We start from the raw sequence: 20,995 nt of genomic DNA on the forward strand, positions 1-20,995 counted from the left end.
GTCAGCGCCGCGGATCCAGTTCGTCCAACAGCGTCGGGTCGCTTCGGATCAGCTCGGCCAACCGGGCCGCCGGGTCCGGCGTCAACCCGTCCGGACCGGGTGCCCAGGCGGGCACCGTCCGGCCGGAGAGCGGCCAGGCCGGCGGGGGTTCCACAGGCGTCGGCGGCGGAACCGGCCCGACCGTGACGGCAGGGCCGTCCCAGGAGACCCGCATCGGGTACGTCCGCCCGGCGTGCTCCACCTGCACTGTCACCGCCAGCCCGGGGTAGGCCCCGACGACCTGGCGGACCGCCTCGGCCACCTCCTCGACCGGCCCCCATCCGGCCACCTCGCTCGCAGTCTCCACCCCCGCGTGCCGGCCCGACCGGGCGTTGCGGGTGTCACCGCCGAGGCCGGGCGGGCTCGACGGCGCGGTGGTGTCGTCACGGTCGGCGGCCCGACGGCGCGACGCCTCCACACGTCGGGCCAGCCGGGCCAGCGTCTCGTCCAGGTCGCCCCTCACCAGATCACCTCTTCCCGCCACGGCCGGAGCTGGTCGGCTCAGGCCCTCCTGTCCCGGGTAGCGCGGTCCAGCGCGCGGTCCAGGACGACCAGTAGTGCGTCCCGCACCGAGAGCCGGTCGCGGGCATCGAACTGCACCAGGGGTACATGATCACCGATGGCCAGCGCCCAACGGATCTCGCCGAGTTCCAGGGCCAGTCGCCCGTCGAAGGCGTTGACCCCGACGACGAACGGCAGCCCGGCCCGCTCGAAGAAGTCGATGGCCGGGAAACAGTCGTCCAGCCGGGCGCTGTCCACCACCACCAGCGCGCCGAGCGCTCCCCGGGCCAGGTCGTCCCACATGAAGCCGAACCGGGTCTGCCCCGGCGTGCCGAACAGGTAGAGCTTCAGGCTGCGGTCGATCGTCACGCAGCCGAAATCCATCGCCACGGTGGTGGTGGTCTTTGTGGACCGGGCACCCGGGTCGTCCACGCCGATCCCGGCGGTGGTCATCTCGGCCTCGGTGGTCAGCGGCGCGATCTCGGAGATCGCACCCACTGTGGTGGTCTTGCCCACCCCGAACCCACCCGCCACCAGGATCTTGACCGGGATCGGCGGGGCGGCCGGCTTACCGGCCGGAGGCGACGCCGACCCCGCGGCGGCCGGGGGCCGGTACGGAGGCGGCGCGGTCGGCGGTGGGCCGGCCCGCCCGACTATCGGCCCGGTGCCCGGGGACATGCCGTAACGGGCGGCGGCGCTGTTCGCGGCGACCCCGCCGAGCGGGGCGACCGGCCATTCAGGAGATCGCACGGAGTCCATCAATCACTCGCAGGATGAGATCGGGGTCGACAGCGTCGTCGGTGTCGGTCACGTGCACGTCCAGGTGCCCGGCGGCGCGTAGATCGCCGACCAGGACCCGCGTCACGCCGAAGTGCAGTCGGGCGCGGGCCGAGATCTCGGCCACCGAGATCGGCTCGACGCAGAGCGCGATGATGGTCTGAAGTTCCGGTGCCAGCAGCGCGCCGGGTGGGCCGGCCCACCAGCCGCTGTCCATGCGGGCGGTCACCTGGGTCTCCAGCCCGATCGCCGGGTCGGCACCCGCGACCCGCCCGGAGGTGAGCACGAACGGACGGGGACCGGTGGGTTGGTCCCCGTCCGGCTCCGGCTCGGGCAGCGCCGGTGTCGCCGCCGCGCCCGCCCCGGTCGGGGGTGACGTGCGCAGGTACGGGCGGATCCGAACCCTCGGGTCCGGGTCCGGATCCTCGCCGGCGACGTCGGGGGTCACTGCTGAACGGCGTTCTTCAACTCGACGATCAGTCGCGGGGTCAGGGCGCCACCGGCCCGCCCGGCGAAGAGCGTCATCTCGTACGCGACGGTGCCCAGGTTCGCCGAACGGTCGGCGACCACACCGAGCACGGAACCGCTGCTGATCGCGCTGATCAGCAGGTAGCCGTCGGCCATGTCCACGATCACCCGGTTCAGGCCGCCGAGGGCGTACCAACTGGCGGCCCCACCGGCGAGGCTGGTCATCCCGGACACGACTGCGGCCAACCGCTCCGCGTTCGACCGATCCTTGATCGCCGACATGGCCATCAGCAGACCGTCCGAGGAGACCGCGATCGCCTCCAGGACCCCGGCGGTGCTGGAGGTGAAGGAGTCCAGCAGCCAGTTGAACGTACGGGCCTCCGGGCTGAGGTCCCCATTGGCGCTGGGCTGACTCTGGTCGACATTGTCGTGCAGGAAGGGGCTGGTCACCGTGATGATCCTTCTTCGTTCCGGTGGTCGGGGCTGACTTCGCGGAGAGCGCGGGCGACGCCCGCCTCGAACTCGCTGATGAGGTCGCGGACCTCGGCCGGGTCACCGAGGTGGGTGCTGGGCGGTTGGCAGACCGGGATGGCGGTGAGGTTCGCTCCCGGCACCCGTCGACTCAACCGGGGCCGCTCCGGTGCGGCATCGGTCGAGCCACCACCACGCGGCACCGTGGGGCCGGCGCCTCCCGGGGTGCTGGGCAGGTCGACGGTCGTGCCCAAGTCCACCACGGCCGCCCCGGCACCGGCCGTCGGGTCGGCGGCCGTCCGCGCCGAAGCGCCTTCGAGGCCCGGCGCCACGTGCAGCTCGGCCCGGCGTACACCAGCTTGGAATGCCTCGACCAGCGCGCGGGCGGCGGCGGGGTCCGCTCCGGTGGCGTCCACCGGCCGGGTCGTCGGGGCGGTGGCGTGCAGCGTGGCTCCGGGCACCCGCTGCCGCACCCGTGGCCCGCCCGGCTTGCCCACCGGTTCCGGGCTCTGGGGTTCGGGAGCGGCCTGCTCCGGCTGGCCCCGCCCGAACGCGTTCCAGGACGGGCCGGCGTCCAGGCTGAGGGTGGCCCGGCTCAGCAGGTCCGAGTCGAAGCGGGCCGGCACGGCGACGGCCACCGCGCTGGGCCGCGCCTCGCGCTCGGGGTTGGGCGTCGCCGTCGTACGCCGGTCCCGATCCGGCACCGCGGCGCGGGCCACCGTGGCCCCGGCGCGGTCGGCGCGGCGCAGCACCAGCGACGTCGACGGGATCTCCAGCTGTGCGGTCACCCCTCCGCCGCCGGTGGCGGCCAGGGCGACCTGCCAGCCGTGCCGACGGGCCAACCGGCCCACCACGAAGAGACCGAGCACCTCGGTCGGGGCGAGGTCGAGCCGTTCCCGGCGGGTGAGCCGGGCGTTCTCCTCGGCCAGGCGTTGCTCGCTCATGCCGATGCCGTGGTCCACCACCGTGAGCCGTGCGCCGAGGCCCGACGTCTCGGCGGCCACCAGCACACGGGTGTGCGGCGGGGAGAAGGCGGTGGCGTTCTCCATCAGCTCGGCCAGCGCCAGGACGAGGTCACCGACCACCGCCGGCGCGGCCGAGACGCCCGCCGGCACCTGCACCTCCACCCGGGTGTAGTCCTCGATCTCGCCGAGCGCCAACCGGACCACGTCGGCCAGCGGCACCGGCGCGGTGTGCGCGTCGGCCCCGGCCGAGCCGGAGAGCACCACGAGGCTGCCGGCGTTGCGCCGCAACCGGCTGGAGATGTGGTCGAGTCGGTACAGGTGCTCCAGGCGGCCCGGGTCGGCCTCCTGCTGCTCCAGCCGGTCGATCAGCGCGATCTGCCGACCCACCAGGTTCTGGGTACGCCGTCCGACGTGGCCGAACATCTGCGCCACGTTGCGTCGGCCGGCGACCTGCCGCTCGACGAGTTGCGCCGCGGTGTTCTGCACCCGGTCGAAGGCCCGCGCCAGGTCGCCGATCTCGTCGTTGGCGCGGATGTCCACCGGCTCCAGCCGGACCGCTTGAGGTGTCTCCGCCTCGTCGTCGGTGACCCGGACCAGCTCCGCCTCGGCGACCCGGGCGACCCGGTCGGCCGAGCGGGTGAGTCGGGTCAGCGGTCGGGCCACCGTCCGCGCCACCGCCACGCTGAGCAGCACCACCAGCGTCAGGATCAACGCCGCCGCGGCGCCGACCAGGTACGCGGCGCTCAGCGCGCGCCGCTGCTCGGCCGTCACCTCGGCGAGCACGTCGGCGATCAGCTTCTTCTCGACGAACTGACCGAGCCGGATCATCGTGCGGACGGCCGGGAAGAGCGCCTCGATCGTCACATCGCTGACCGCGGCCGCCGGATCGCGGGCGCTCCTGACCAGGAAGTCGGGTTGGGTACGCGCGGCCACGGCGGCGTCGTTGAGCTGGGCCACCTTGAGCTGCTCGGGCGTGATCAGGCTGCGGAAGCGCGAGTTGTCGACCATGAGCGCGGCGATGCACCCCACGTACCCGGCGGTGGTGTCCGGGGTGCCGATCGCCTTGACCAACAGGCTCAGGGTGGCGCAGGTGGCCAGGCCCTCGTCGGCGCGGAGCAGCCCGTCGAGGGCGAGCACCTGACGGCCCGGCAACGTGTCGGTGTCCACCCCGACCACCAGCCGCAGCGACTCGATGATGCCCTTGTTGACCGGGCCGAACGCGTCCATCACCTGACCCGGTTTGGCGGCCCGGGCCAGGATGGCCGTGCGCAGCTCGACGAGGCTGGACACGCCGTCGAGGGCGCTGTCGACCTCGTCGGTCAGCGCGTCGCTCCGCGCCGCCCGCAGGTCGGCCACCCGGTCGTCCACGTCGGCGGACTTACGGACCAGCTCACCGCGTTCGACCCGGCCGAGCAGGAAGCCGACGGAGAGGATGCGTTCCTGCTGGAGGTCCTGGACCAGGCTGCCGACCCGACTGGCGAGCCGGACCCGTTCGGCGGTGTCGCCGGCCCGCTGTGCCGCGGTGACCCGGTCGAGCATCACCGGCACGGCCAGGCCGACCATGCTGAGCAGCGGAATCACCACGAGCAGCGCGAGCTTGCCGCGGATCCGGAGCCTACCGAGCAGCATCGAACGCCCCCCACTGTGCGGTCTCCGGGTCACGGGCCGCGCCGACCGGTTGCAGCGCGCGCGGCTCGTCGGCCGGCGGTTGCCACGGGTCGCGCTGCGGCGGGGTGTCGGGACTCTCCGCGTGGGTCGCGGCCAGGGCGGCCCGCCGTTGTGCCCGGCGACCGGCGGCGACCAGCAACGCGGCGAGCCAGCCCAGCAGCAGGACGGCGACGACACCCGCCCCGGCGGTCAGCCAGCGGTCCCGGTCGAGCCGATCGATGCGCTCGGCCAGCAGGGAGTCCAGCTCGCCGAGGATGACCGGCTGGAGTTGGCGGGCGGAGCGGTGCGAGCTGAGCGCGGCGGCACTCAACTGGCCCGGGTCGACCACGCCGGTCTCCTTGTCCGGCAGGGAGTACCCGGCGAGCGCCTCCACCGAACGCTGGTAGGTGTCCAGCGGGGTCAGCACGTTGGCACCGAGGTCGGTGCTCTCCGAACCGTCCACGGCCGAGCGCAGGTTGTCGACGAGGTCCGCGGCGGGGGTCAGGGCGGACACCCGCAGGCCGGTCAGCTCGAGCAGGCCGCGCGGTTGCTCGGCGGCTGGCCGGCGGGAGACGAGCGTGGACAGGTCGGCCAGCCGACCGGCGCCGATCACCGCCTCGGGCAGCTCCTGGCCGGCGCTGTCCTGGAGGAAGAACGAGTCGGCCTCGGGGTCACGGACCAGCCCGGAACTCTCCCGGACCTTCCGGTGCAGGGCCAGCAGCAGGTCGGATACCTCGCCGTACGCGGTGTAGGCGGCCTCGGGGTCGGTGGCGGTGCGGCCGCGCAGCGCCTCCAGCTTGGCCCGTACGCCGGCCCAGCGTTCCTGGCTGAGCAGCTCCCCGCCGATGCGGGCGTCCACAGCGGCGGCCTTCTCGACCGCCCCGTTCAACGCCTCCCGGGCGACAGGGCGACCGTTCACCGCGTTGGACTGGGCCTCCACGAGGGCATCGGTGACCGCCGCCAGCGCGGTGAGGTACTGCACGCCGAGCCGTTCCCGGGCGGCGAGGTCCCGGTCGTCGGTGACCTGCCGCCAGTTCGACGTGACGAGCAGGCCCAACGGTGCCAGCAGTGCTGCGATGAGCAGCAGGGGCAGCAGCCGGCCCAGCGTGGACGGCCGTCGACGGGCCCGCGGCGCGGGGACTGTCATGTGTGTCTCCTCCGGCGTGGGGCGCTGATCGGCGCGGCGTCGGGCTGGCCGACAAGTCCCGTGCACCGGACCGGAAAACTAATCGAACCCCTGCCTGGTCAGACCTCACTCGGCGAGTCAGGTTCGCGTCACTTCGAGCCATGTCACCATTTGTCCGCGTTACCGGCACGCTCTGTGTCCGCTGTGGGTGTGACATGGAGGGATCGATGTGGATATCCGCGGAAGATCGGAATTCACGGGATCCGAACTCAACTCACTGTGCCGCGTCGGACGTTGCGCGCTCGCACCCCATCGCGCACCGATCGGGGCAACCGGACGGACGTACGGCGGATCTCAGCGAACGCTCAGGCTGTGGGCCGTACCGTGTGCCGCATGACATCGCCGTCGCCGGCCGCGTGGTTCCGGCGTGCCCTGCCCACCCGCCGCCGCGCGACCGCCGCCGCAGTGGTCGTCGTGCTGTTGGCCGCCGCCGTGACCTGGGCGGTGTGGCCACAGGGACCGGGCGTACGCACCGAGAGCGCGATGCTCACCGTCCGCTCCGGACCGTCCGGTGACCAACCGGTGAACCTGGACACCACCCTGTACCTGCCGGATGACGCCTCGTCCGGTCGGAAGGTGCCGGCGGTGCTGCTGGCGCACGGGTTCGGCGGCACGAAGGAGTCGGTGCGCTCCGACGCGGAGGAGTTCGCCGGGCGCGGCTACGCGGTGCTCACCTGGACCGCGCGGGGGTTCGGTCGCAGCGGCGGGGAGATCCACCTGGACAACCCGGACTACGAGGTACGCGACGCCGAGCGGCTGCTGGACTGGCTGGCCGCGCGGCCGGAGGTGCGCACCGACGCCGCCGGCGACCCGAAGGTCGGTGTGGTCGGCGGCTCGTACGGCGGTGGGTTGGCGTTGCTGTTGGCCGCCCAGGACCGTCGGGTCGACGCGATCGTGCCCATGATCACTTGGAACGACCTGTCCCGCGCGTTCCTGCCGGAGAGCACCGGCGGAGCGCCGACCGAGGGCGTGTTCAAGAAGGGCTGGGCCGGTCTCTTCTTCGGCGGGGGCGGCAACGTGGGCTCCGGCCCGGCCGGGCTCTCCGGCGCGACCGCCGCCCAGCCGCAGGGCGCACCGGCGTCGGCCGGCCCGCCCAGCCCCGGGCCGGGCGCCGGCCCCGGCACCGGTCCCGGTGGCGCCCCGACCGGTGCCGCCGACCCGTCCTGCGGTCGGTTCGCCGCCGACGTCTGCGCCGCGTACCTCCGGATCGCCACCACCGGCCGCGCCGACCAGGCCGCCGTGGACCTGCTGCGCCGCTCCAGCCCGGCTGGTGTGCTGGACCGGATCAAGGCCCCCACCCTGCTGGTGCAGGGCGAGGCGGACACCCTCTTCCCGCTCGGTGAGGCCGACGCGAACGCGCGCGGCATCGCCGCCACCGGCACCCCGGTACGGGTCGCCTGGTTCACCGGCGGGCACGACGGTGGCAGCGGGCCCCGCTCGGACTCCGACCGGGTGAAGTTCCTGACCGTCCAGTGGCTCGACCACTACGTCAAGGGCGAGGGCGACGCGCCCGGCGACGACTTCACCTGGTCGCGGATCGCCGGCTTCGACGCGCTCGACCGGGGTCTCGTCGCCACCGGTTTCCGCCGCGCCGACTACCCGGGCCTCACCGGCAACGCCCGTCGGGAGGTGACTGTCGCCGGCCCGGCACAGCCGATCGCGAACCCGCCGAACGGCAACCCGGCCGCCATCTCCTCGATCCCGTTCGCCGGCGGGCTCGCCTCGCTGCTGGACGGCGTGGCCGGTGACGTGCCCGGCCAGCACGCCCAGTTCGAGTCGACCCCGCTGACCGAGGCGGTGGACGTGGCCGGTGCGCCGACCGTCACCCTGCGGGCCGCGTCGCCGACCGGCGAGGCGGTGCTCTTCGTCAAGCTCTACGACGTCGACCCGGACGGCGCGGCCACCCTGCCGAACGGCCTGGTCGCACCGATCCGGCTCACCGGCCTCCCGCAGCAGGTGCAGGACGCCCGCCCGGTCACAGTGACGCTGCCCGGGATCGTCCGCCGGGTGGAGGCCGGGCACCGGCTGCGGCTGGTGGTGGCCACCTCCGACCAGGCGTACACCACGCCGGCCGCGCCGACCGTCTACACGGTGGCCGCTGACGGCGCGGTCAGCCTGCCCACTGTCAGCGGTGAGCCGATCCCCACCGCGGCGACGATCTGGCGCTGGGTGCTCGCCGGACTGCTCGCCGCCATCGTGATCGGGCTCGTCGTGGTCGTCGCCCTGGTTCGCCGCCGGCACCGCCGCCAGGACCGGTCGGTGCACCCGGAGTACGCGGACACCCCGCTGGCCGTGCGCGCGCTGCGCAAGGAGTACGCGGACGGCTTCGTCGCCGTGTCGAACGTGGACTTCGAGGTGCACCCCGGTCAGGTAGTGGGTCTGCTCGGGCCGAACGGCGCCGGCAAGACCACCACCCTGCGGGTGCTGATGGGGCTGACCCAGCCGACCGCCGGGGAGATCTACGTCTTCGGTCGTCGGCTGGTGCCCGGCTCGCCGGTGCTGTCCCGGATCGGGGCGCTGGTGGAGGGGCCGGGCTTCCTGCCGCACCTGTCGGGTCTGGACAACCTGAAGGCGTACTGGCGGGCCACCGGGCGGCCGTGGGAGGACGCACAGTTCGACGCGGCGCTGGAGATCGCCGGGCTGGGCGACTCCGTGCACCGGAGAATCAAGAACTACAGCCACGGGATGCGTCAGCGGCTCGCCATCGCCCAGGCCATGCTCGGCCTTCCCGAACTGCTGGTGTTGGACGAGCCGACCGACGGGCTGGACCCGCCGCAGATCGCCGAGATGCGCCGGGTGCTCCAGCGGTACGCCACGGACGGCCGGGCGGTGCTGGTCTCCAGTCACCTGCTGGCCGAGGTGGAGCAGACGTGCACGCACGCGGTGGTGGTGAACAAGGGCCGGATCGTGGCGTCCGGGCCGGTGGAGGAGATCGTGGGCGAGTCGCCGAGCGTGCTCTTCGACGTCACCGACCCGGTGGCGGCGCGGGCGGTGCTGGACCGGCTGCACGGGGTCCGCGTGTTGCCGGAGAGCGACGGCCAACTGGTGGTCGACACCAACGGCACGGCCCGCAGTGAGGTGGTGGCGGAGCTGGTGCGCGCCGGCATCGGGGTGGACCGGGTGGTGCCTCGGCGGCGCCTGGAGGACGCGTTCCTCGCCCTGGTGGGCGAGAACTCTCGGGGAAGCGGTGACCGGTGATGGCTGTTACTGACGCGGGTGAGGCCCGTGGCTACCGGCCGTCGGCCACCATGCCGTTCGTGGCGGAGTTCCGCCGGCAGGCGTCGCGGCGGCGGACCCAGTTGGCGCTCGGGTTCATGGTGCTGCTGCCGCTGATCATCCTGATCGCGTTCCAGTTCGACTCGGGCGGCGACGACGACAACGGTCGCAACGAGTTCGCCAGCCTGGTCGAACTGGCCACCTCGGGCGGGCTCAACTTCACCCTGTTCTCGATCTTCGTCTCGGCGTCGTTCCTGCTGGTGGTGGTCGTCGCGCTGTTCTGCGGCGACACGGTGGCCAGCGAGGCGAGCTGGGGCAGCCTGCGCTACCTGCTGGCGATCCCGGTGCCCCGGGCGCGGTTGTTGACTGTGAAGCTGGTGGTCGCGCTCGCGTACTCGGGACTGGCCCTGCTGCTGTTGGCCGGCACCGCGTTGCTGGCCGGCACCCTGCGCTACGGCTGGTCGCCGCTGCGCAGCACCGTCGCCGCCGAGCTGGAACCCACCGAGGGGTTGCTCCGGTTGCTGGCCGTGCTGGGCTACCTGGCTGTCGTACTGCTGGTGGTGGCCGGCCTGGCGTTCCTGCTGTCGGTGATCACGGACGCCGCGCTGGGTGCTGTGGGTGGTGCGGTTCTGCTCTGGATCCTGTCCAGCATCCTGGACCAGATCACCGCCCTGGGCGCGCTGCGCGACTTCCTGCCCACCCACTTCAGCACCGCCTGGCTGGGCCTGCTGTCGACTCCGGTGCAGACCGACGACGTGGTGCGCGGCTGCATCTCGGCGATCAGTTACGCGACGCTGTTCTGGGGGTTGGCGTTCTGGCGCTTCACCCGCAAGGACATCACGTCGTAGGTGGGCTGCTCGGGTCGGCCTTCTTCCAGGCGCTGACGCCGATCCGGCCGGTGTTGCCGAGGTCGATCGGCCCGTCCGGGTCGACCTCCTCGGCCGGCTGCCCGGCGGCGGGCGCCACAGTCAGGAACTCGCCGTTGGTGGCGACCACTGTCGAGTCGGTGACCAGGTTGCGCCAGAGCACCACGGCGGTGGCCCGCTCGCCGGCGGCGAGGGTGACCTGCCGGGGTGGTTGGTCGAAGCCGGAGGTGATCTCCTTGGCGCCGTTGACCACCCGCAGCATGATCGGCTCGCGCGCTTCGTCGAACACGTGCAGCACCGGGTACCCGTTGAGCTGGTAGGGGTGCTCGCCGCAGTTGACCAGTTCCAGGCCGAGTGCGCGCAGGCCCATGGCGGCGTCCCCGCCGGTCGACCGGATCCGGACGCCGGGGGCCGGGCACTCGGCCGGCGGCTCGGTGCTGGCGGTCGGGCCTGCTTCCGCCCTCGACCCGGGGGGCGGCCCGCTCGGGTCCCCGCCCTGGCCCCGATGGTCGCCGGGAGTGCAGCCGCCGAGCGCGAGAGCTGTCGCGACCGTCGCGGTGATGCGTCGCCGTGCTGCCATGTCGCGGGAGATCATCCGTTGATCCTTGCCCACTTGCGCAGCACGCCGCCGCCCGGCCCCGGCCTCGCCGGCCCTCCCTGCGCCGCCACCTGAACTGGTGGGGAACCTCTCCTGGTGCGCCTTTGGAGCTGAATCGTCTGCGACATCACCGGGGGAGGGTGAGGCGCCTCGTTCACACCGTTTTCACGAGGGATTATCCCACCAGCAAGGAAATTATAATATTCGATGTCTTGATGCCTCAGGATCGACGAGACCCATTCACTCTCCTCGATGGAGGTGCCATGAACGTCTCTCGGCTCGGCGGGCCGACCCTGTCCCTGTTCCGCATCGTGATCGGCCTGCTGTTCACGTTGCACGGCCTGTCCTCGGTGTTCGGGTTGTTCGGCGGCAACCCGATGACTGGCAAGGCGGTCCCGCTCGGCACCTGGCCGGGCTGGTGGGCTGCCTTGATCCAGTTGGTCTGCGGCGTACTGGTGCTGGTCGGGCTCTTCGCCCGGCCCGCCGCGCTGCTCGCCTCCGGCTCGATGGCGTACGCCTACTTCGTGGTGCACCAGCCGGATGCGCTGCTGCCGCTGCACAACGGAGGCGAGCGGGCAGCGCTCTTCTGCTGGGCATTCCTGCTGGTCGCGGCTCTCGGCCCGGGCGCCTGGGCACTCGACACGCTGCTCACCCGGCGTCGCACCCACACCCCCTCGGCATCGGCTTCGGCGGCCGAGCCCGACGCGGTGTCCGTCTGATCGCACCCGAACCACGCGTCGCCGAAGCCTCGACGAGGCGGCTTCGGCGGCGCGCCGGGTGAGGTGCCCCGTCGGGCCGCACCTCTTCGCTGATGTCGCAGACGACTCAGCTCCAAAGCGAGCGCCTGGGGCAGGTCCGACCCGCCCCCCGCCGCCGTGTCTGGCGGCGGCCGGACGGGCCGATGTGGGCCAGGGTGGGGCGAGGTCAGGCCGGCGGGCGCTGGGTGAGGACCGCGTCCAGCAGGCCCGGGTAGAGCTTGTCCAGCTCGTCCCGGCGCAGCCGGACCAGTCGGCTGGTGCCGGCCGCCCGGGTCCGGGTCAGGCCCGCCTCGCGCAGCACCCTGAGGTGGTGGCTGCGGGTCGCCTTGGAGACGCCGAAGTCGAAACTGCCGCAGGCGGACTCGCCGCCCTCGGCGAGCGCCCGGACGATCTGTAGCCGCACGTCGTCGGCGAGTGCGGCCAACACGTTGGTGACCGGTACGGCGGTCAGGTCGGGCTCGTGCGGCTCCATGTGACCAGTGTAACCCTTGTTCGACAACTATCGAACGACGCCCTATGGTCGGTGTCGTTGGTTCGACGATACTCGAACATTGGAGTTGCCGATGCGATCCCGCGCCACCGCGTACCCACTGGTCGCCGTGCTCGGCTGGGGCGTGATGTTTCCGATCCTGGCCAGCGCGCTCGACCGGGTCGACCCGCTCAACCTGACCACCGCGCGCTACCTGCTGGCCGCCGTCGTCCTGGTCGCCATCCTGCTGCTCCGCGAGGGTGCCGGCGCGCTCCGGCACGGTGGCCGCGCGCTGGAGGTGGTGGTGCTCGGAGTGGTCGGCTTCGCGGGCTTCAACCTGCTCACCAACCTGGCGCTCGAACACGCCGCCCCGCAGCAGATCTCCCTCTTCGTGGCCACCACTCCGGTGATCACCCAGTTGGTCCGCTGGGCCCGTGACGGCGTACGCCCGAAGCCGCTGCTGCTGGCCCTCTCCCTGGTGGCGCTCCTCGGCGTCGGTCTGGTGATCACGCGCGGCAGCCTGGCCGGGCTCGGCCAGTTCGGCCTCGGCGGGCTCATGATGATCGGCGCGGTGCTGGGCTGGGGCATCTACACCCACGGCGCCAGCCGGTTCGGCGAGTGGTCACCGCTGCGCTTCACCACACTGACCGCGCTCGCCGGCACGGCCGCCATGCTCGTCCTGAGCGTCGGGGCCGACGCCGTCGGCTGGCAGCACGCGCCGGCCGCCGCCGACCTCGTGGCGGTCGCCCCGCAACTGGCGTACGCCGTCCTGGTGGGTGCCGTGATCGCCGCCCTGATCGCCGCGAACCTCGCGGCCCGGCCCCGGACCGAGTCGCTGCCCCGACCGAGCGCGGTGACGGACCCGATCGCGGTGACCGACCCGCTGGCGGTGAGCGCCCGCTGACCCACTACCTGGGATCAGCGCTAGCAGCGACCGACAGCGTTGTCCTAGACTCGACGGCACAACTGAATACCTCATCCAGAGGGGCTGAGGGATACGGCCCGACGACGCCCCGGCAACCACCCTGCGCGCTCACCGCTGAGCGACCCGCGGGGCAGGTGCCAATTCCGTCCCCGCCGCACCGTGCGATGCGGGGAAAGATGAGAGGACTCTCGACATGACGTCGACGCTCGTCGCCTCCGGCATCGACACCTCCGCCAGCCCCGCCCGCGCCCTGGTCTGCCGTGCCTGCTCGGCCCGCTACCCGCTCGCCGCCCAGCACGCCTGTTACGAGTGTTTCGGCCCGCTGGAGGTCGACTACGACACCGCGGCACTGGCCGCCGTCACCCGCGAGCAGATCGAGGCCGGCCCGAACAACATCTGGCGGTACGCCGCCCTGCTCCCCGCCGGCCAGGACCCGGCCAGCCGGGTCACCCTCGACCCGGGGCTGACCCCGCTGGTGGCGGCCCCGCACCTCGCCGCCGAACTGGGCATCACCGCGCCGCTCTGGGTCAAGGACGACAGCGCCAACCCCACCCACTCGTTCAAGGACCGGGTCGTCTCGGTGGCGCTCACCGCCGCCAAGGCACTCGGCTTCAGCCGGTTCGCCTGCGCGTCGACCGGCAACCTGGCCAACTCGGTGGCCGCCCACGCGGCCCGCGCCGGGGCGCCCTCGGTGGTCTTCATCCCCAGCGACCTGGAGCAGGGCAAGGTCATCACCACCGCCGTCTACGGCGGCGAACTGGTCGCCATCGACGGCTCGTACGACGATGTCAACAGGCTCTGCGGCGAGCTGGTGGAGACCGACGAATTCGAGGACACCGCGTTCGTCAACGTGAACGTCCGGCCGTACTACGCGGAGGGCTCCAAGACCCTCGGCTACGAGGTGGCCGAGCAGCTCGGCTGGCGGATCCCGGCGCAGGTGGTCATCCCGATGGCCAGCGGCGAGCTGCTCACCAAGATTGACAAGGCGTTCTCCGAGCTGGTGGAGATCGGCCTGGTCGAGGCGCCCGCCGACGGCTGGAAGGTCTTCGGCGCGCAGTCCGCCGGCTGCAACCCGATCGCCGTCGCCCTGCACGCCGAGACCGACACGATCGTTCCGGTCAAGCCCACCGGCATCGCCAAATCGCTCAACATCGGCGACCCGGCGGCCGGCCTCTACGCCCTGGAGGCGGTCCGCCGCACCGGCGGCTGGATGGAGTACGCCGACGACGACGAGATCCGCGCGGGCATCCGCGATCTGGCCCGTACCACCGGGGTCTTCGCCGAAACCGCTGGTGGGGTCACAGTGGCCGTGCTGCGCAAGCTGGTCGAGTCCGGTCGGCTCGACCCGACGGCCGAGACCGTCGTGTTCAACACTGGCGAGGGTCTGAAGACCATCGATGCGGTGGCCGGCCAGGTCGGTCCGACCCACCACATCAAGCCCTCGCTGCGCGCCGCCCGCGACGCCGGCCTCCTGGGCTGACGGGCTCGCTCGGAGCCGTGGCCGAGTCGATCAGTCGGTAACTGGGTTTTCGCTGTGAGTGTGGAAAACCTGCCGCTACGGACTTGACGGCAGGAACCGGACGGCGCAAGATGCTCCGTGCGGGAGGGCATTTCGCCGAAGACTTTTGAAGTTCTTGCGACCCAACGCCGGAGGCGTTGTGCGAGTGCCCCTCCCGACCAACGTTCGATCGGGCCAGCGAGTAATTCGCTGGCCCGATCGCTTTTGTACGGTGCAGGCTCACCGGCATGAGCATCACCATCGCGTCGTTCGACGGCGCCGACCGCACGTCGGTCGACGAGGCGTACCGGATCGGGGCGGCGGCCAACGACGCCGATCTCCCGGACTTCCCGCCCTTCTGCCGGCGCCGCTTCGACGCGTTGTTCCACACGCCGATGCCCGGCACCCGGTCGCTCTGGGCGCTGGCCCGATTGGACGGCGTGCCGGCCGGCTACCTCCAACTGGACCTGCCGCAGCTCGACAACACCGACAACGCCACCGTCGAGCTGCTGGTGCATCCGCAGCAGCGGCGCCGGGGCGTTGGCCGGGCCCTGCACGAGTACGGGCTGCGCCTGCTCCGCGAGCACGGCCGCAAGCGGGTGGTGGCGATGGCCGTCTCCGCGCTGCCCGGCGGGCCGGCCCGAAGCGTGGCCGGTGACGCGTTCGCTGCCGCTTCCGGCGCTCAACCAGCCCTCACCGAGGTGCGTCGCCGGCTCGACGTCGGCGAGATCGACCGGGTCGCTCTGCGGGCCGCGCTCGCCGAGGCCCGACCGCGAGCCGAGGGCTATCACTCCGTCTGCTGGCAGGGCTCCACCCCGCAGGAGTACGTGGCGGACATCGCTTACCTCGACGGCCGGTTGCTGATGGACGCGCCCATGGGCGACGTGCAGTGGGAGCCGGAGCAGGTGGACGCCGAACGGATCCGCGGCAACGAGCGGGCGCTGGACGCCCGGGGCCGGCGGCGCTACCACCTCGGGATGCGGCACGAGGCGTCCGGTCGGCTGGTCGCCTGGACGCTGCTGGACGTGGGCGCCTCCGCCGACTGGCACGCGTTCCAGCAGATCACCATCGTCGACCCGGCCCACCGTGGGCACCGGCTCGGCCTCATCGCCAAGGCGGAGAACCTGCACCACCTGCTCACCCACGAGCCGGCGGTACAGGTGATCGACACCTTCAACGCGGCCAGCAACAGTTACATGGTGTCGATCAACGAACGGCTCGGCTTCCGCCCGGTGGACTGCTGGACCGACTGGCAGCTCACCCTCTGAGCCGACCGTTCACTCGGCCGTCCGTTCCAGGCGCTCGACCAGTTCGCCGATCGCGGTGTGGAAGTCGTCGTCGGGAGTGAACCGGTGGCCCCGCACCGGCGGGGGCACGGTGTCGGTCGGTGGGATGAGCAGTCCCTTCGGATCCCGTACCCGACGGTCGACCCGGGCGGCCGGGTCGTCGGGTCCGGCGACGAACGGACCGAACACCGCTCCGCCCACCGCGTCGGTGTACCGCCACAGGTTGATCCACCGCCAGGCCAACCGGCTGCCGACCTCGCGCAACATCTCGTCGCTGACGTACGCCGGGAAGATCCGCCGGTACCGGTTGCCGAGCGGGGCACCGTAGGTGAGCAGAGCCACCCGCCGGCGGCAGTGGTCGGGCAGTTGAAGGATCGTCGCCGCCGCGAGCACGCTGCCGTGACTCTGCCCGGACAGCAGCACCGCGTTCCCATTGGCGGTGAGCTGCCCGATCCGGCGGGTCAGCTCGGGGACCGCCCGCTCGACGTAGCACGGCGGGGCGAGTGGATGCGCGGCACGCGGCCAGAAGGTGGCCAGCTCCCAGAGCACCCCGACCAGCCTGATCGCGCCGGACCGGTAGGCGACCAGCCCCAGCACGGCGAGGATCGCGGCGAACAGCCCGATCAGCAAAGCGCCCAGGTCGGTCACGAAGATCACCGGACGGGCCAGCGGCTCGCCGCCGAGTCGCAGCGCGAGCGCACCCGGGCCGGGACCGACCACCGAGAGCCCGGCCGCCGCCAGGGTGAGCAGCGCCAACACCACGTACGCGGTGGCCAGCAGTGGCCCGAGCCGATCCGTCAGCCGGGCACGCACGATCACGTCGCGGACGGCCCGGACCCGTTCGGGGGCCGCCCGGGAGGCTTCCGGATAGTCCCGCCGAACCAGTTCCTCGGCCTCCCGACGGCGACGATCACGGCCGATCCGGGGTATGAGCAGTGCCGTCACGAGCACCAGGAGCACGGCGAGGGAGAAGCCGAGGGTGGCCCAGCGGAAGGCGATCGGCGGCGACAACGGTGGCGCCCCGGGCGGCAGCGGCCGGGCGGGCGTCGGGCTGGAGCCACGGTCCAGATACTCGGCGAGCCCGTAGGTCAGGCCCGAGTCGTAGGCGACGCCCAGCCCGATCGCGACGGTTGTCAGCACCGGCGCACCCAGCCCGGTCAGCAGGAAGAGGGACCGAGGAAGGGAACGGCGCTGCACCACGACCACCAGGCCGAGCATCGCGAGCAGCACCACCTGCCCGGCGAACAGTCCGGCGGCCACCGTCCCGTACCCGGGCAAGGTTCCCTGGGCCGTCCACGGCGGCCGTGGCGCCAACGCGTAGCCCACTGTCAGTACGGTGAGCGCGATGGCCGCCCAGCGGATGGTCCGCGAGCTCCACTGGTCCCGCTCTCCGCGCCGCTCTATCGCCGGCCGGCAGAGCAGCACCAGCGCGGCGGCGAGCAGCGCCACGTCCGCGGCCAGCAGCAGCCAGCCGGGCACTGTGGCGTCATGCGGTGCCAGAGCCAGCAGCAGAGTGATGTTGAGCGTGCCCAGCGCCACCGCGACGTGAACCGAGCGCAGGCGGCGCAGCAGCGAGCGGGTGTCCCAGAAGGCGGGCGCGTCGAGCCGGTCCGCACCTACCCCGGGCGCCTGGTCGCTGTCCTCGGGGAGCTGCCAGGTCCGGGCACCGAGGCGCCAGATCAGGACGATCGCGATGATCGGCGGTACGGCCAGCAGTGCGAGCCGCTGCCCTAGCGGCACGCCGCCCAGCCAGGAGATCTCCCGCCGCCCCTCCAGACACCTCGGGTAGGCCGCGCACTGCCAGGCGATCAGGTCGAGGGACACCCCGACGGCGGAGAGGACGTACATCGAGGTCATCGTCGCGGCGAGCAGTCGGCACAGCGCCCGCGCGGCGTAGCCGCCGCGTCCGGTGACCGGCAGCATCCAGAGCGCGATGTTGCTGAGCATGAACGGCAGGAGCAGGACCAGGGAGAACGTCCGGGTGGCGGTGCCGCCGGTCAGCCTGCTCCAGCGGTACGCCTCAAGCGTCACCCCGTTGCGGTCCGCGGCGGCACCGTAGCCGGGCCGCGGCCGGTAGAAGCCGGAGTTGTCGTCTCCCGCGACCCGCGCGACGATCGGTCGGTCGAGGATCGTCTCGGGCCCCTTGTCGGCGACCCCGTGCACCCGGATCTCGGTGATCCTCACCCGCCGTCCTCCCCTGGCCGGCTCCCCTGGCCGAAGCCCCGCGGTTACCCGCTGCCGCGGCGAGCAACCCCGTGCCGTCGGCCATTGGCGCTGCTGCTCGCGGACTGGACTCAGGCATGAGCCGCTGTCGGGCATTCGCGCTACTGCTCGCGGACTGGACTCAGGCATGATGGCGGGCATGACGGAGACCCCGCATCCCCTGTACGACAGGCACGCCGACACCCTCAACCGTGCGCTGACCGCGATCACGGAGCGGGGCTACTGGTCCGCCTATCCCGAATCCCCCAGCCCCCGGGTGTACGGCGAGACCGCCGCCGCCGACGGTAAGGCCGCCTTCGAGGCGTACCTCGGCGGGGACTTCCCGCTCGGCCAGCCCGGCGCGGGCGTTCGGGTCGCCACCGAGACGAGCCCGTTCGGGGTGGAGTTGGCGGTGCGTTACCCGCACGCCGGCCCCGGTGAGCTGGTCGACGCCGCCTCCGCCGCGCTGCCGGCGTGGCGCGACGCCGGCCCGCAGGCCCGGGTGGGCGTCTGCCTGGAGATCCTCGACCGGCTGCACAAGAACATCTTCGAGCTGGCCAACGCTGTGCAGTTCACCAGCGGGCAGGCGTTCGTGATGGCCTTTCAGGCTGGTGGCGCGCACGCGCTGGACCGGGCGCTGGAAGCGCTGGCGTACGCGTACGCCGAGATGACCCGACACCCGGGCACGGCGGGCTGGGAGAAGGCCGCCGGCAAGGGTGACCCGCTGCGGATGACCAAGACGTTCCACGTGGTGCCGCGTGGGGTGGCGCTGGTGATCGGCTGCAACACCTTCCCGACCTGGAACTCGTACCCCGGGCTGTTCGCCTCGCTGGTCACCGGCAACCCGGTGATCGTCAAGCCGCACCCGCGCGCGGTGCTGCCGCTGGCCATCACCGTGAAGTACGCCCGGGAGGTGCTCGCCGAGGCCGGGTTCGACCCGAACCTGATCATGCTGGCGGCCGAGGCCCCCGGTGAGAAGCTCGCCAGCGACCTGGCCCTGCACCGCGCCATCCGGATCGTCGACTTCACCGGCTCCACCGAGTACGGCGACTGGCTGGAGACGCACGCGCGGCAGGCATCGGTCTACACCGAGAAGGCCGGCCTCAACACCGTCGTCATCGACTCCACCGACGACTTCGCCGGCATGTGCCGCAACCTCGGGTTCACGCTGACCCTCTACAGCGGGCAGATGTGCACCACCTCCCAGAACATCCTCATCCCGGCCGGGGGCATCGAGACCGACCAGGGGCACAAGAGCTTCGACGAGGTGGCCGGCGGGATCGCCGCAGCGGTCGGCAAGCTCACCGCCGACCCGGCCCGAGGTGTGGAGCTGACCGGCGCCATCGTCAACGACGGGGTGCTAGAGCGGCTGGCCGAGGTGACCAAGGTCGGCGAGCCGGTGCTGGAGTCGCGGGCCGTGGCCCACCCGTCGTACGCCGACGCGGTGGTGCGTACCCCGACGATCGTGAAGCTGACCGCCGACGACGCGGAGACGTACGGCCGGGAGTGGTTCGGGCCTATCTCGTTCGCCATCGCCACCGACTCCACCACGCACAGCCTGGAGCTGCTGCGCCGGACGGTCGGCGAGAAGGGCGCGCTCACCGCCGGGGTCTACTCGACGAACGAGGCCGTGCTGGACGCGACCGAGGCGGTGGCGATCGAGGTCGGGGTGCACCTGTCCTGCAACCTCACCGGCGGTGTCTTCGTCAACCAGTCGGCGGCGTTCTCCGACTTCCACGGCAGTGGGGCCAACGCGGCGGCGAACTCGGCGCTGACCGACGGGGCTTATGTGGCGAACCGGTTCCGGATCGTGCAGTCGCGGCGTCATGTTTGATCTTTAGTTGCGGTGGGGGTTTCCGGGGCAGCCCGCCCCGCTCCGGGCGGTCAGGCTTGATCCCTGCGCGGGTCGGGCTGCCCCGGAAACCCTTTGTGGGCACGGTGGGGGCATCGCTGCCGGCTTTTGGGGGCAGCTCAATGGTTCTGCCGTGGGATGGTTCTTGGTTTTAGGCGGGTCTGCGCATTTGTAGCTCGGTTAGGGCTGGGATGTTCGGGTGGGGGACTCGTACCCCGGTGTCCTTGAAGCCCAGGCGCTGGTAGGCGCGGTAGGCGCGGTCGTTGCCGACCACCACCTCCAGCAGCAGTTCCGGTCGGCCACAGGCTCGCGACCAGGCGGCCACCCCGTCGATCAGCTCGCCGAGCAGGCCACTGCCGCGCCAGGTCGGCGTGACGTACACGGCGTAGATCACGGTCAGCCCCGGCTCGTTCGGGTGGGTCGTACCACCGGCGTGCCCGACCAACCGGCCGCCCGGATCGGCGACGAACTGCGCGTTACCGACACCGGCCGAGGTGTACGCGACCCGGGCGGCGAACTCGTTGTGCGGTCGGGCCGCAGCGTCCGCCAGGGTCTCCAGGAAGGCCAACGGCGCGTCGGCCAGCATCTCCAGGCGCAGCGCCCGCATCCGGGCGGCGTCCTCCGGCCGGACCCGGCGGATCTCCGCGAGCCGCAGGGCCGGCGAGCCCATGTCGGTGGTCATGTCCGCATGCCTACCACAGGGCGGGGATGGCGTTTCGCGAGCTGGGCCCGATCGCCGTCATCTCGGGGCCCGCCCTGCGGCCCTCCCCTCCATTCGCAAATGACGCTGGCGAATCCGGTGGCTCGGGAACCCGGCCGATCAGCGCGGTCGGGACGCCCCGATGTCTGTCGGATTTGTGGCCGTGCGCCTCCGTCACTCCTCGTGTAGCGTGCGATTTCGGTCACCTGCTTCAATGGCGGTCATCGATCGCTGAGTCGGTGGTCCGGGGCGTCCGGCCGTGCCGTGCGCCGAGTCAGGCAACGCCGCGCAGAGTGAGGGAAGTGCACCGTGGCACAGGGCTCCGTGAAGTGGTTCAACGCCGAAAAGGGCTACGGCTTCATCGCCGTCGACGGCGGTCAGGACGTGTTCGTCCACTTCTCCGCGATCGAGATGGACGGTTACAAGGCGCTGGACGACGGTCAGCGGGTCGAGTTCGAGATCACCCAGGGCCAGAAGGGCCCACAGGCGGAGCACGTACGCGTCATCGGCTGAACTCCTGGCCGATCGGCCCCGTGAGTCGGGGCTGCGGCAGGGGCGCACAGCCGGGAAG

At 72.2% G+C, this 20,995-nt stretch carries 18 protein-coding genes and 1 riboswitch; of the genes, 8 read left to right on the top strand and 10 right to left on the bottom strand.

Going from position 1 to position 20,995, the window contains the following annotated elements; all coding sequences use genetic code 11:
- Window position 1: 1 nt before the first annotated feature.
- From KBX08_RS02660 to KBX08_RS02685, 6 genes are read right to left on the bottom strand one after another with little or no spacing between them, the layout of a single operon-like run.
- Complete coding sequence (locus tag KBX08_RS02660; protein WP_210780895.1) at window positions 2-502, bottom strand: hypothetical protein; 501 nt, start codon at window positions 500-502, stop codon at window positions 2-4.
- 38 nt (window positions 503-540) lie between these two features.
- The gene (locus KBX08_RS02665; protein ID WP_210780896.1) at window positions 541-1,299 is read right to left on the bottom strand and encodes an ATP/GTP-binding protein; all 759 of its coding nucleotides are present in this window, start codon (window positions 1,297-1,299) and stop codon (window positions 541-543) included.
- Window positions 1,277-1,765, bottom strand: coding sequence for a DUF742 domain-containing protein (locus KBX08_RS02670; RefSeq protein WP_210780897.1), 489 nt, complete (start codon window positions 1,763-1,765; stop codon window positions 1,277-1,279). Before KBX08_RS02670 ends, KBX08_RS02665 begins: the two co-directional genes overlap by 23 nt.
- Window positions 1,762-2,235 carry a roadblock/LC7 domain-containing protein gene (locus KBX08_RS02675; RefSeq protein ID WP_091402960.1) on the bottom strand — a complete coding sequence of 158 codons (474 nt, stop codon included), beginning with the start codon at window positions 2,233-2,235 and terminating at the stop codon, window positions 1,762-1,764. Before KBX08_RS02675 ends, KBX08_RS02670 begins: the two co-directional genes overlap by 4 nt.
- Window positions 2,232-4,850: a nitrate- and nitrite sensing domain-containing protein gene (locus KBX08_RS02680; RefSeq protein WP_210780898.1), complete on the bottom strand. Its 2,619-nt coding sequence runs from the start codon at window positions 4,848-4,850 to the stop codon at window positions 2,232-2,234. Before KBX08_RS02680 ends, KBX08_RS02675 begins: the two co-directional genes overlap by 4 nt.
- Window positions 4,837-6,015 carry a hypothetical protein gene (locus tag KBX08_RS02685; protein ID WP_210780899.1) on the bottom strand — a complete coding sequence of 393 codons (1,179 nt, stop codon included), beginning with the start codon at window positions 6,013-6,015 and terminating at the stop codon, window positions 4,837-4,839. The genes KBX08_RS02680 and KBX08_RS02685 overlap by 14 nt, the downstream gene beginning before the upstream one ends.
- A gap of 372 nt (window positions 6,016-6,387) precedes the next feature.
- Here KBX08_RS02685 and KBX08_RS02690 point away from each other — a divergent pair, with 372 nt between their 5' ends.
- Entirely contained in the window at window positions 6,388-9,252 is a 2,865-nt protein-coding gene (locus KBX08_RS02690; RefSeq protein WP_210780900.1) for an alpha/beta fold hydrolase, read from the top strand.
- Window positions 9,252-10,118 (top strand): ABC transporter permease, encoded by an 867-nt coding sequence (locus KBX08_RS02695; protein ID WP_210780901.1) that lies wholly within the window; start codon window positions 9,252-9,254, stop codon window positions 10,116-10,118. The genes KBX08_RS02690 and KBX08_RS02695 overlap by 1 nt, the downstream gene beginning before the upstream one ends.
- Here the strand turns inward: KBX08_RS02695 and KBX08_RS02700 are convergent.
- Window positions 10,108-10,731 carry a DUF4232 domain-containing protein gene (locus KBX08_RS02700; protein WP_210780902.1) on the bottom strand — a complete coding sequence of 208 codons (624 nt, stop codon included), beginning with the start codon at window positions 10,729-10,731 and terminating at the stop codon, window positions 10,108-10,110. The two genes, KBX08_RS02695 and KBX08_RS02700, sit on opposite strands and share 11 nt — an antisense overlap.
- Before the next feature lie 266 nt (window positions 10,732-10,997).
- Here KBX08_RS02700 and KBX08_RS02705 point away from each other — a divergent pair, with 266 nt between their 5' ends.
- On the top strand, window positions 10,998-11,453 hold the full coding sequence (locus tag KBX08_RS02705) for a DoxX family protein (protein ID WP_210780903.1): 456 nt from the start codon (window positions 10,998-11,000) through the stop codon (window positions 11,451-11,453).
- A gap of 205 nt (window positions 11,454-11,658) precedes the next feature.
- Here the strand turns inward: KBX08_RS02705 and KBX08_RS02710 are convergent, their stop codons facing one another.
- Window positions 11,659-11,964, bottom strand: a complete 306-nt coding sequence (locus KBX08_RS02710; RefSeq protein ID WP_210780904.1) for a helix-turn-helix transcriptional regulator — start codon at window positions 11,962-11,964, stop codon at window positions 11,659-11,661.
- A 91-nt stretch (window positions 11,965-12,055) separates the two neighbouring features.
- Here KBX08_RS02710 and KBX08_RS02715 point away from each other — a divergent pair, with 91 nt between their 5' ends.
- The 3 genes from KBX08_RS02715 (at window position 12,056) to KBX08_RS02725 (ending at window position 15,652) form a co-directional block, all read left to right on the top strand.
- The gene (locus KBX08_RS02715; protein WP_210780905.1) at window positions 12,056-12,865 is read left to right on the top strand and encodes a DMT family transporter; all 810 of its coding nucleotides are present in this window, start codon (window positions 12,056-12,058) and stop codon (window positions 12,863-12,865) included.
- Window positions 12,866-12,933: 68 nt separating this feature from the next.
- Window positions 12,934-13,069: riboswitch (SAM riboswitch) on the top strand.
- A 10-nt stretch (window positions 13,070-13,079) separates the two neighbouring features.
- Complete coding sequence (gene thrC, locus KBX08_RS02720) at window positions 13,080-14,366, top strand: threonine synthase (protein WP_210780906.1); 1,287 nt, start codon at window positions 13,080-13,082, stop codon at window positions 14,364-14,366.
- Window positions 14,367-14,632: 266 nt separating this feature from the next.
- Window positions 14,633-15,652, top strand: a complete 1,020-nt coding sequence (locus KBX08_RS02725; protein WP_210780907.1) for a GNAT family N-acetyltransferase — start codon at window positions 14,633-14,635, stop codon at window positions 15,650-15,652.
- Between the two features lie 9 nt (window positions 15,653-15,661).
- On the opposite strand, the gene KBX08_RS02730 is transcribed toward KBX08_RS02725, so the two are convergent.
- Complete coding sequence (locus KBX08_RS02730; protein WP_210780908.1) at window positions 15,662-17,854, bottom strand: hypothetical protein; 2,193 nt, start codon at window positions 17,852-17,854, stop codon at window positions 15,662-15,664.
- Window positions 17,855-18,032: 178 nt separating this feature from the next.
- Between KBX08_RS02730 and paaN the strand changes: the two genes are divergently transcribed.
- Window positions 18,033-19,706: a phenylacetic acid degradation protein PaaN gene (paaN, locus tag KBX08_RS02735; protein ID WP_210780909.1), complete on the top strand. Its 1,674-nt coding sequence runs from the start codon at window positions 18,033-18,035 to the stop codon at window positions 19,704-19,706.
- 169 nt (window positions 19,707-19,875) lie between these two features.
- Here paaN and KBX08_RS02740 read toward each other — a convergent pair whose 3' ends face one another.
- Window positions 19,876-20,406, bottom strand: a complete 531-nt coding sequence (locus KBX08_RS02740) for a GNAT family N-acetyltransferase (protein WP_210780910.1) — start codon at window positions 20,404-20,406, stop codon at window positions 19,876-19,878.
- A gap of 327 nt (window positions 20,407-20,733) precedes the next feature.
- Here KBX08_RS02740 and KBX08_RS02745 point away from each other — a divergent pair, with 327 nt between their 5' ends.
- A complete protein-coding gene (locus KBX08_RS02745) occupies window positions 20,734-20,937 on the top strand; it encodes a cold-shock protein (protein ID WP_091402914.1) in 204 nt (67 codons plus the stop codon).
- Window positions 20,938-20,995 lie beyond the last annotated feature (58 nt).

The organism is Micromonospora sp. H61 (genome assembly GCF_018070325.1).
GTDB lineage: Bacteria > Actinomycetota > Actinomycetes > Mycobacteriales > Micromonosporaceae > Micromonospora > Micromonospora salmantinae.

Coding starts and splice junctions, on each gene's coding strand:
- KBX08_RS02700 (WP_210780902.1), bottom strand. CDS start 10,731: ATGATCTCCCGCGACATGGCAGCACGGCGACGCATCACCGCGACGGTC.
- KBX08_RS02680 (WP_210780898.1), bottom strand. CDS start 4,850: ATGCTGCTCGGTAGGCTCCGGATCCGCGGCAAGCTCGCGCTGCTCGTG.
- thrC (WP_210780906.1), top strand. CDS start 13,080: ATGACGTCGACGCTCGTCGCCTCCGGCATCGACACCTCCGCCAGCCCC.
- KBX08_RS02685 (WP_210780899.1), bottom strand. CDS start 6,015: ATGACAGTCCCCGCGCCGCGGGCCCGTCGACGGCCGTCCACGCTGGGC.
- KBX08_RS02715 (WP_210780905.1), top strand. CDS start 12,056: ATGCGATCCCGCGCCACCGCGTACCCACTGGTCGCCGTGCTCGGCTGG.
- KBX08_RS02695 (WP_210780901.1), top strand. CDS start 9,252: ATGGCTGTTACTGACGCGGGTGAGGCCCGTGGCTACCGGCCGTCGGCC.
- KBX08_RS02725 (WP_210780907.1), top strand. CDS start 14,633: ATGAGCATCACCATCGCGTCGTTCGACGGCGCCGACCGCACGTCGGTC.
- KBX08_RS02665 (WP_210780896.1), bottom strand. CDS start 1,299: ATGGACTCCGTGCGATCTCCTGAATGGCCGGTCGCCCCGCTCGGCGGG.
- KBX08_RS02740 (WP_210780910.1), bottom strand. CDS start 20,406: ATGACCACCGACATGGGCTCGCCGGCCCTGCGGCTCGCGGAGATCCGC.
- KBX08_RS02705 (WP_210780903.1), top strand. CDS start 10,998: ATGAACGTCTCTCGGCTCGGCGGGCCGACCCTGTCCCTGTTCCGCATC.
- KBX08_RS02710 (WP_210780904.1), bottom strand. CDS start 11,964: ATGGAGCCGCACGAGCCCGACCTGACCGCCGTACCGGTCACCAACGTG.
- KBX08_RS02690 (WP_210780900.1), top strand. CDS start 6,388: ATGACATCGCCGTCGCCGGCCGCGTGGTTCCGGCGTGCCCTGCCCACC.
- paaN (WP_210780909.1), top strand. CDS start 18,033: ATGACGGAGACCCCGCATCCCCTGTACGACAGGCACGCCGACACCCTC.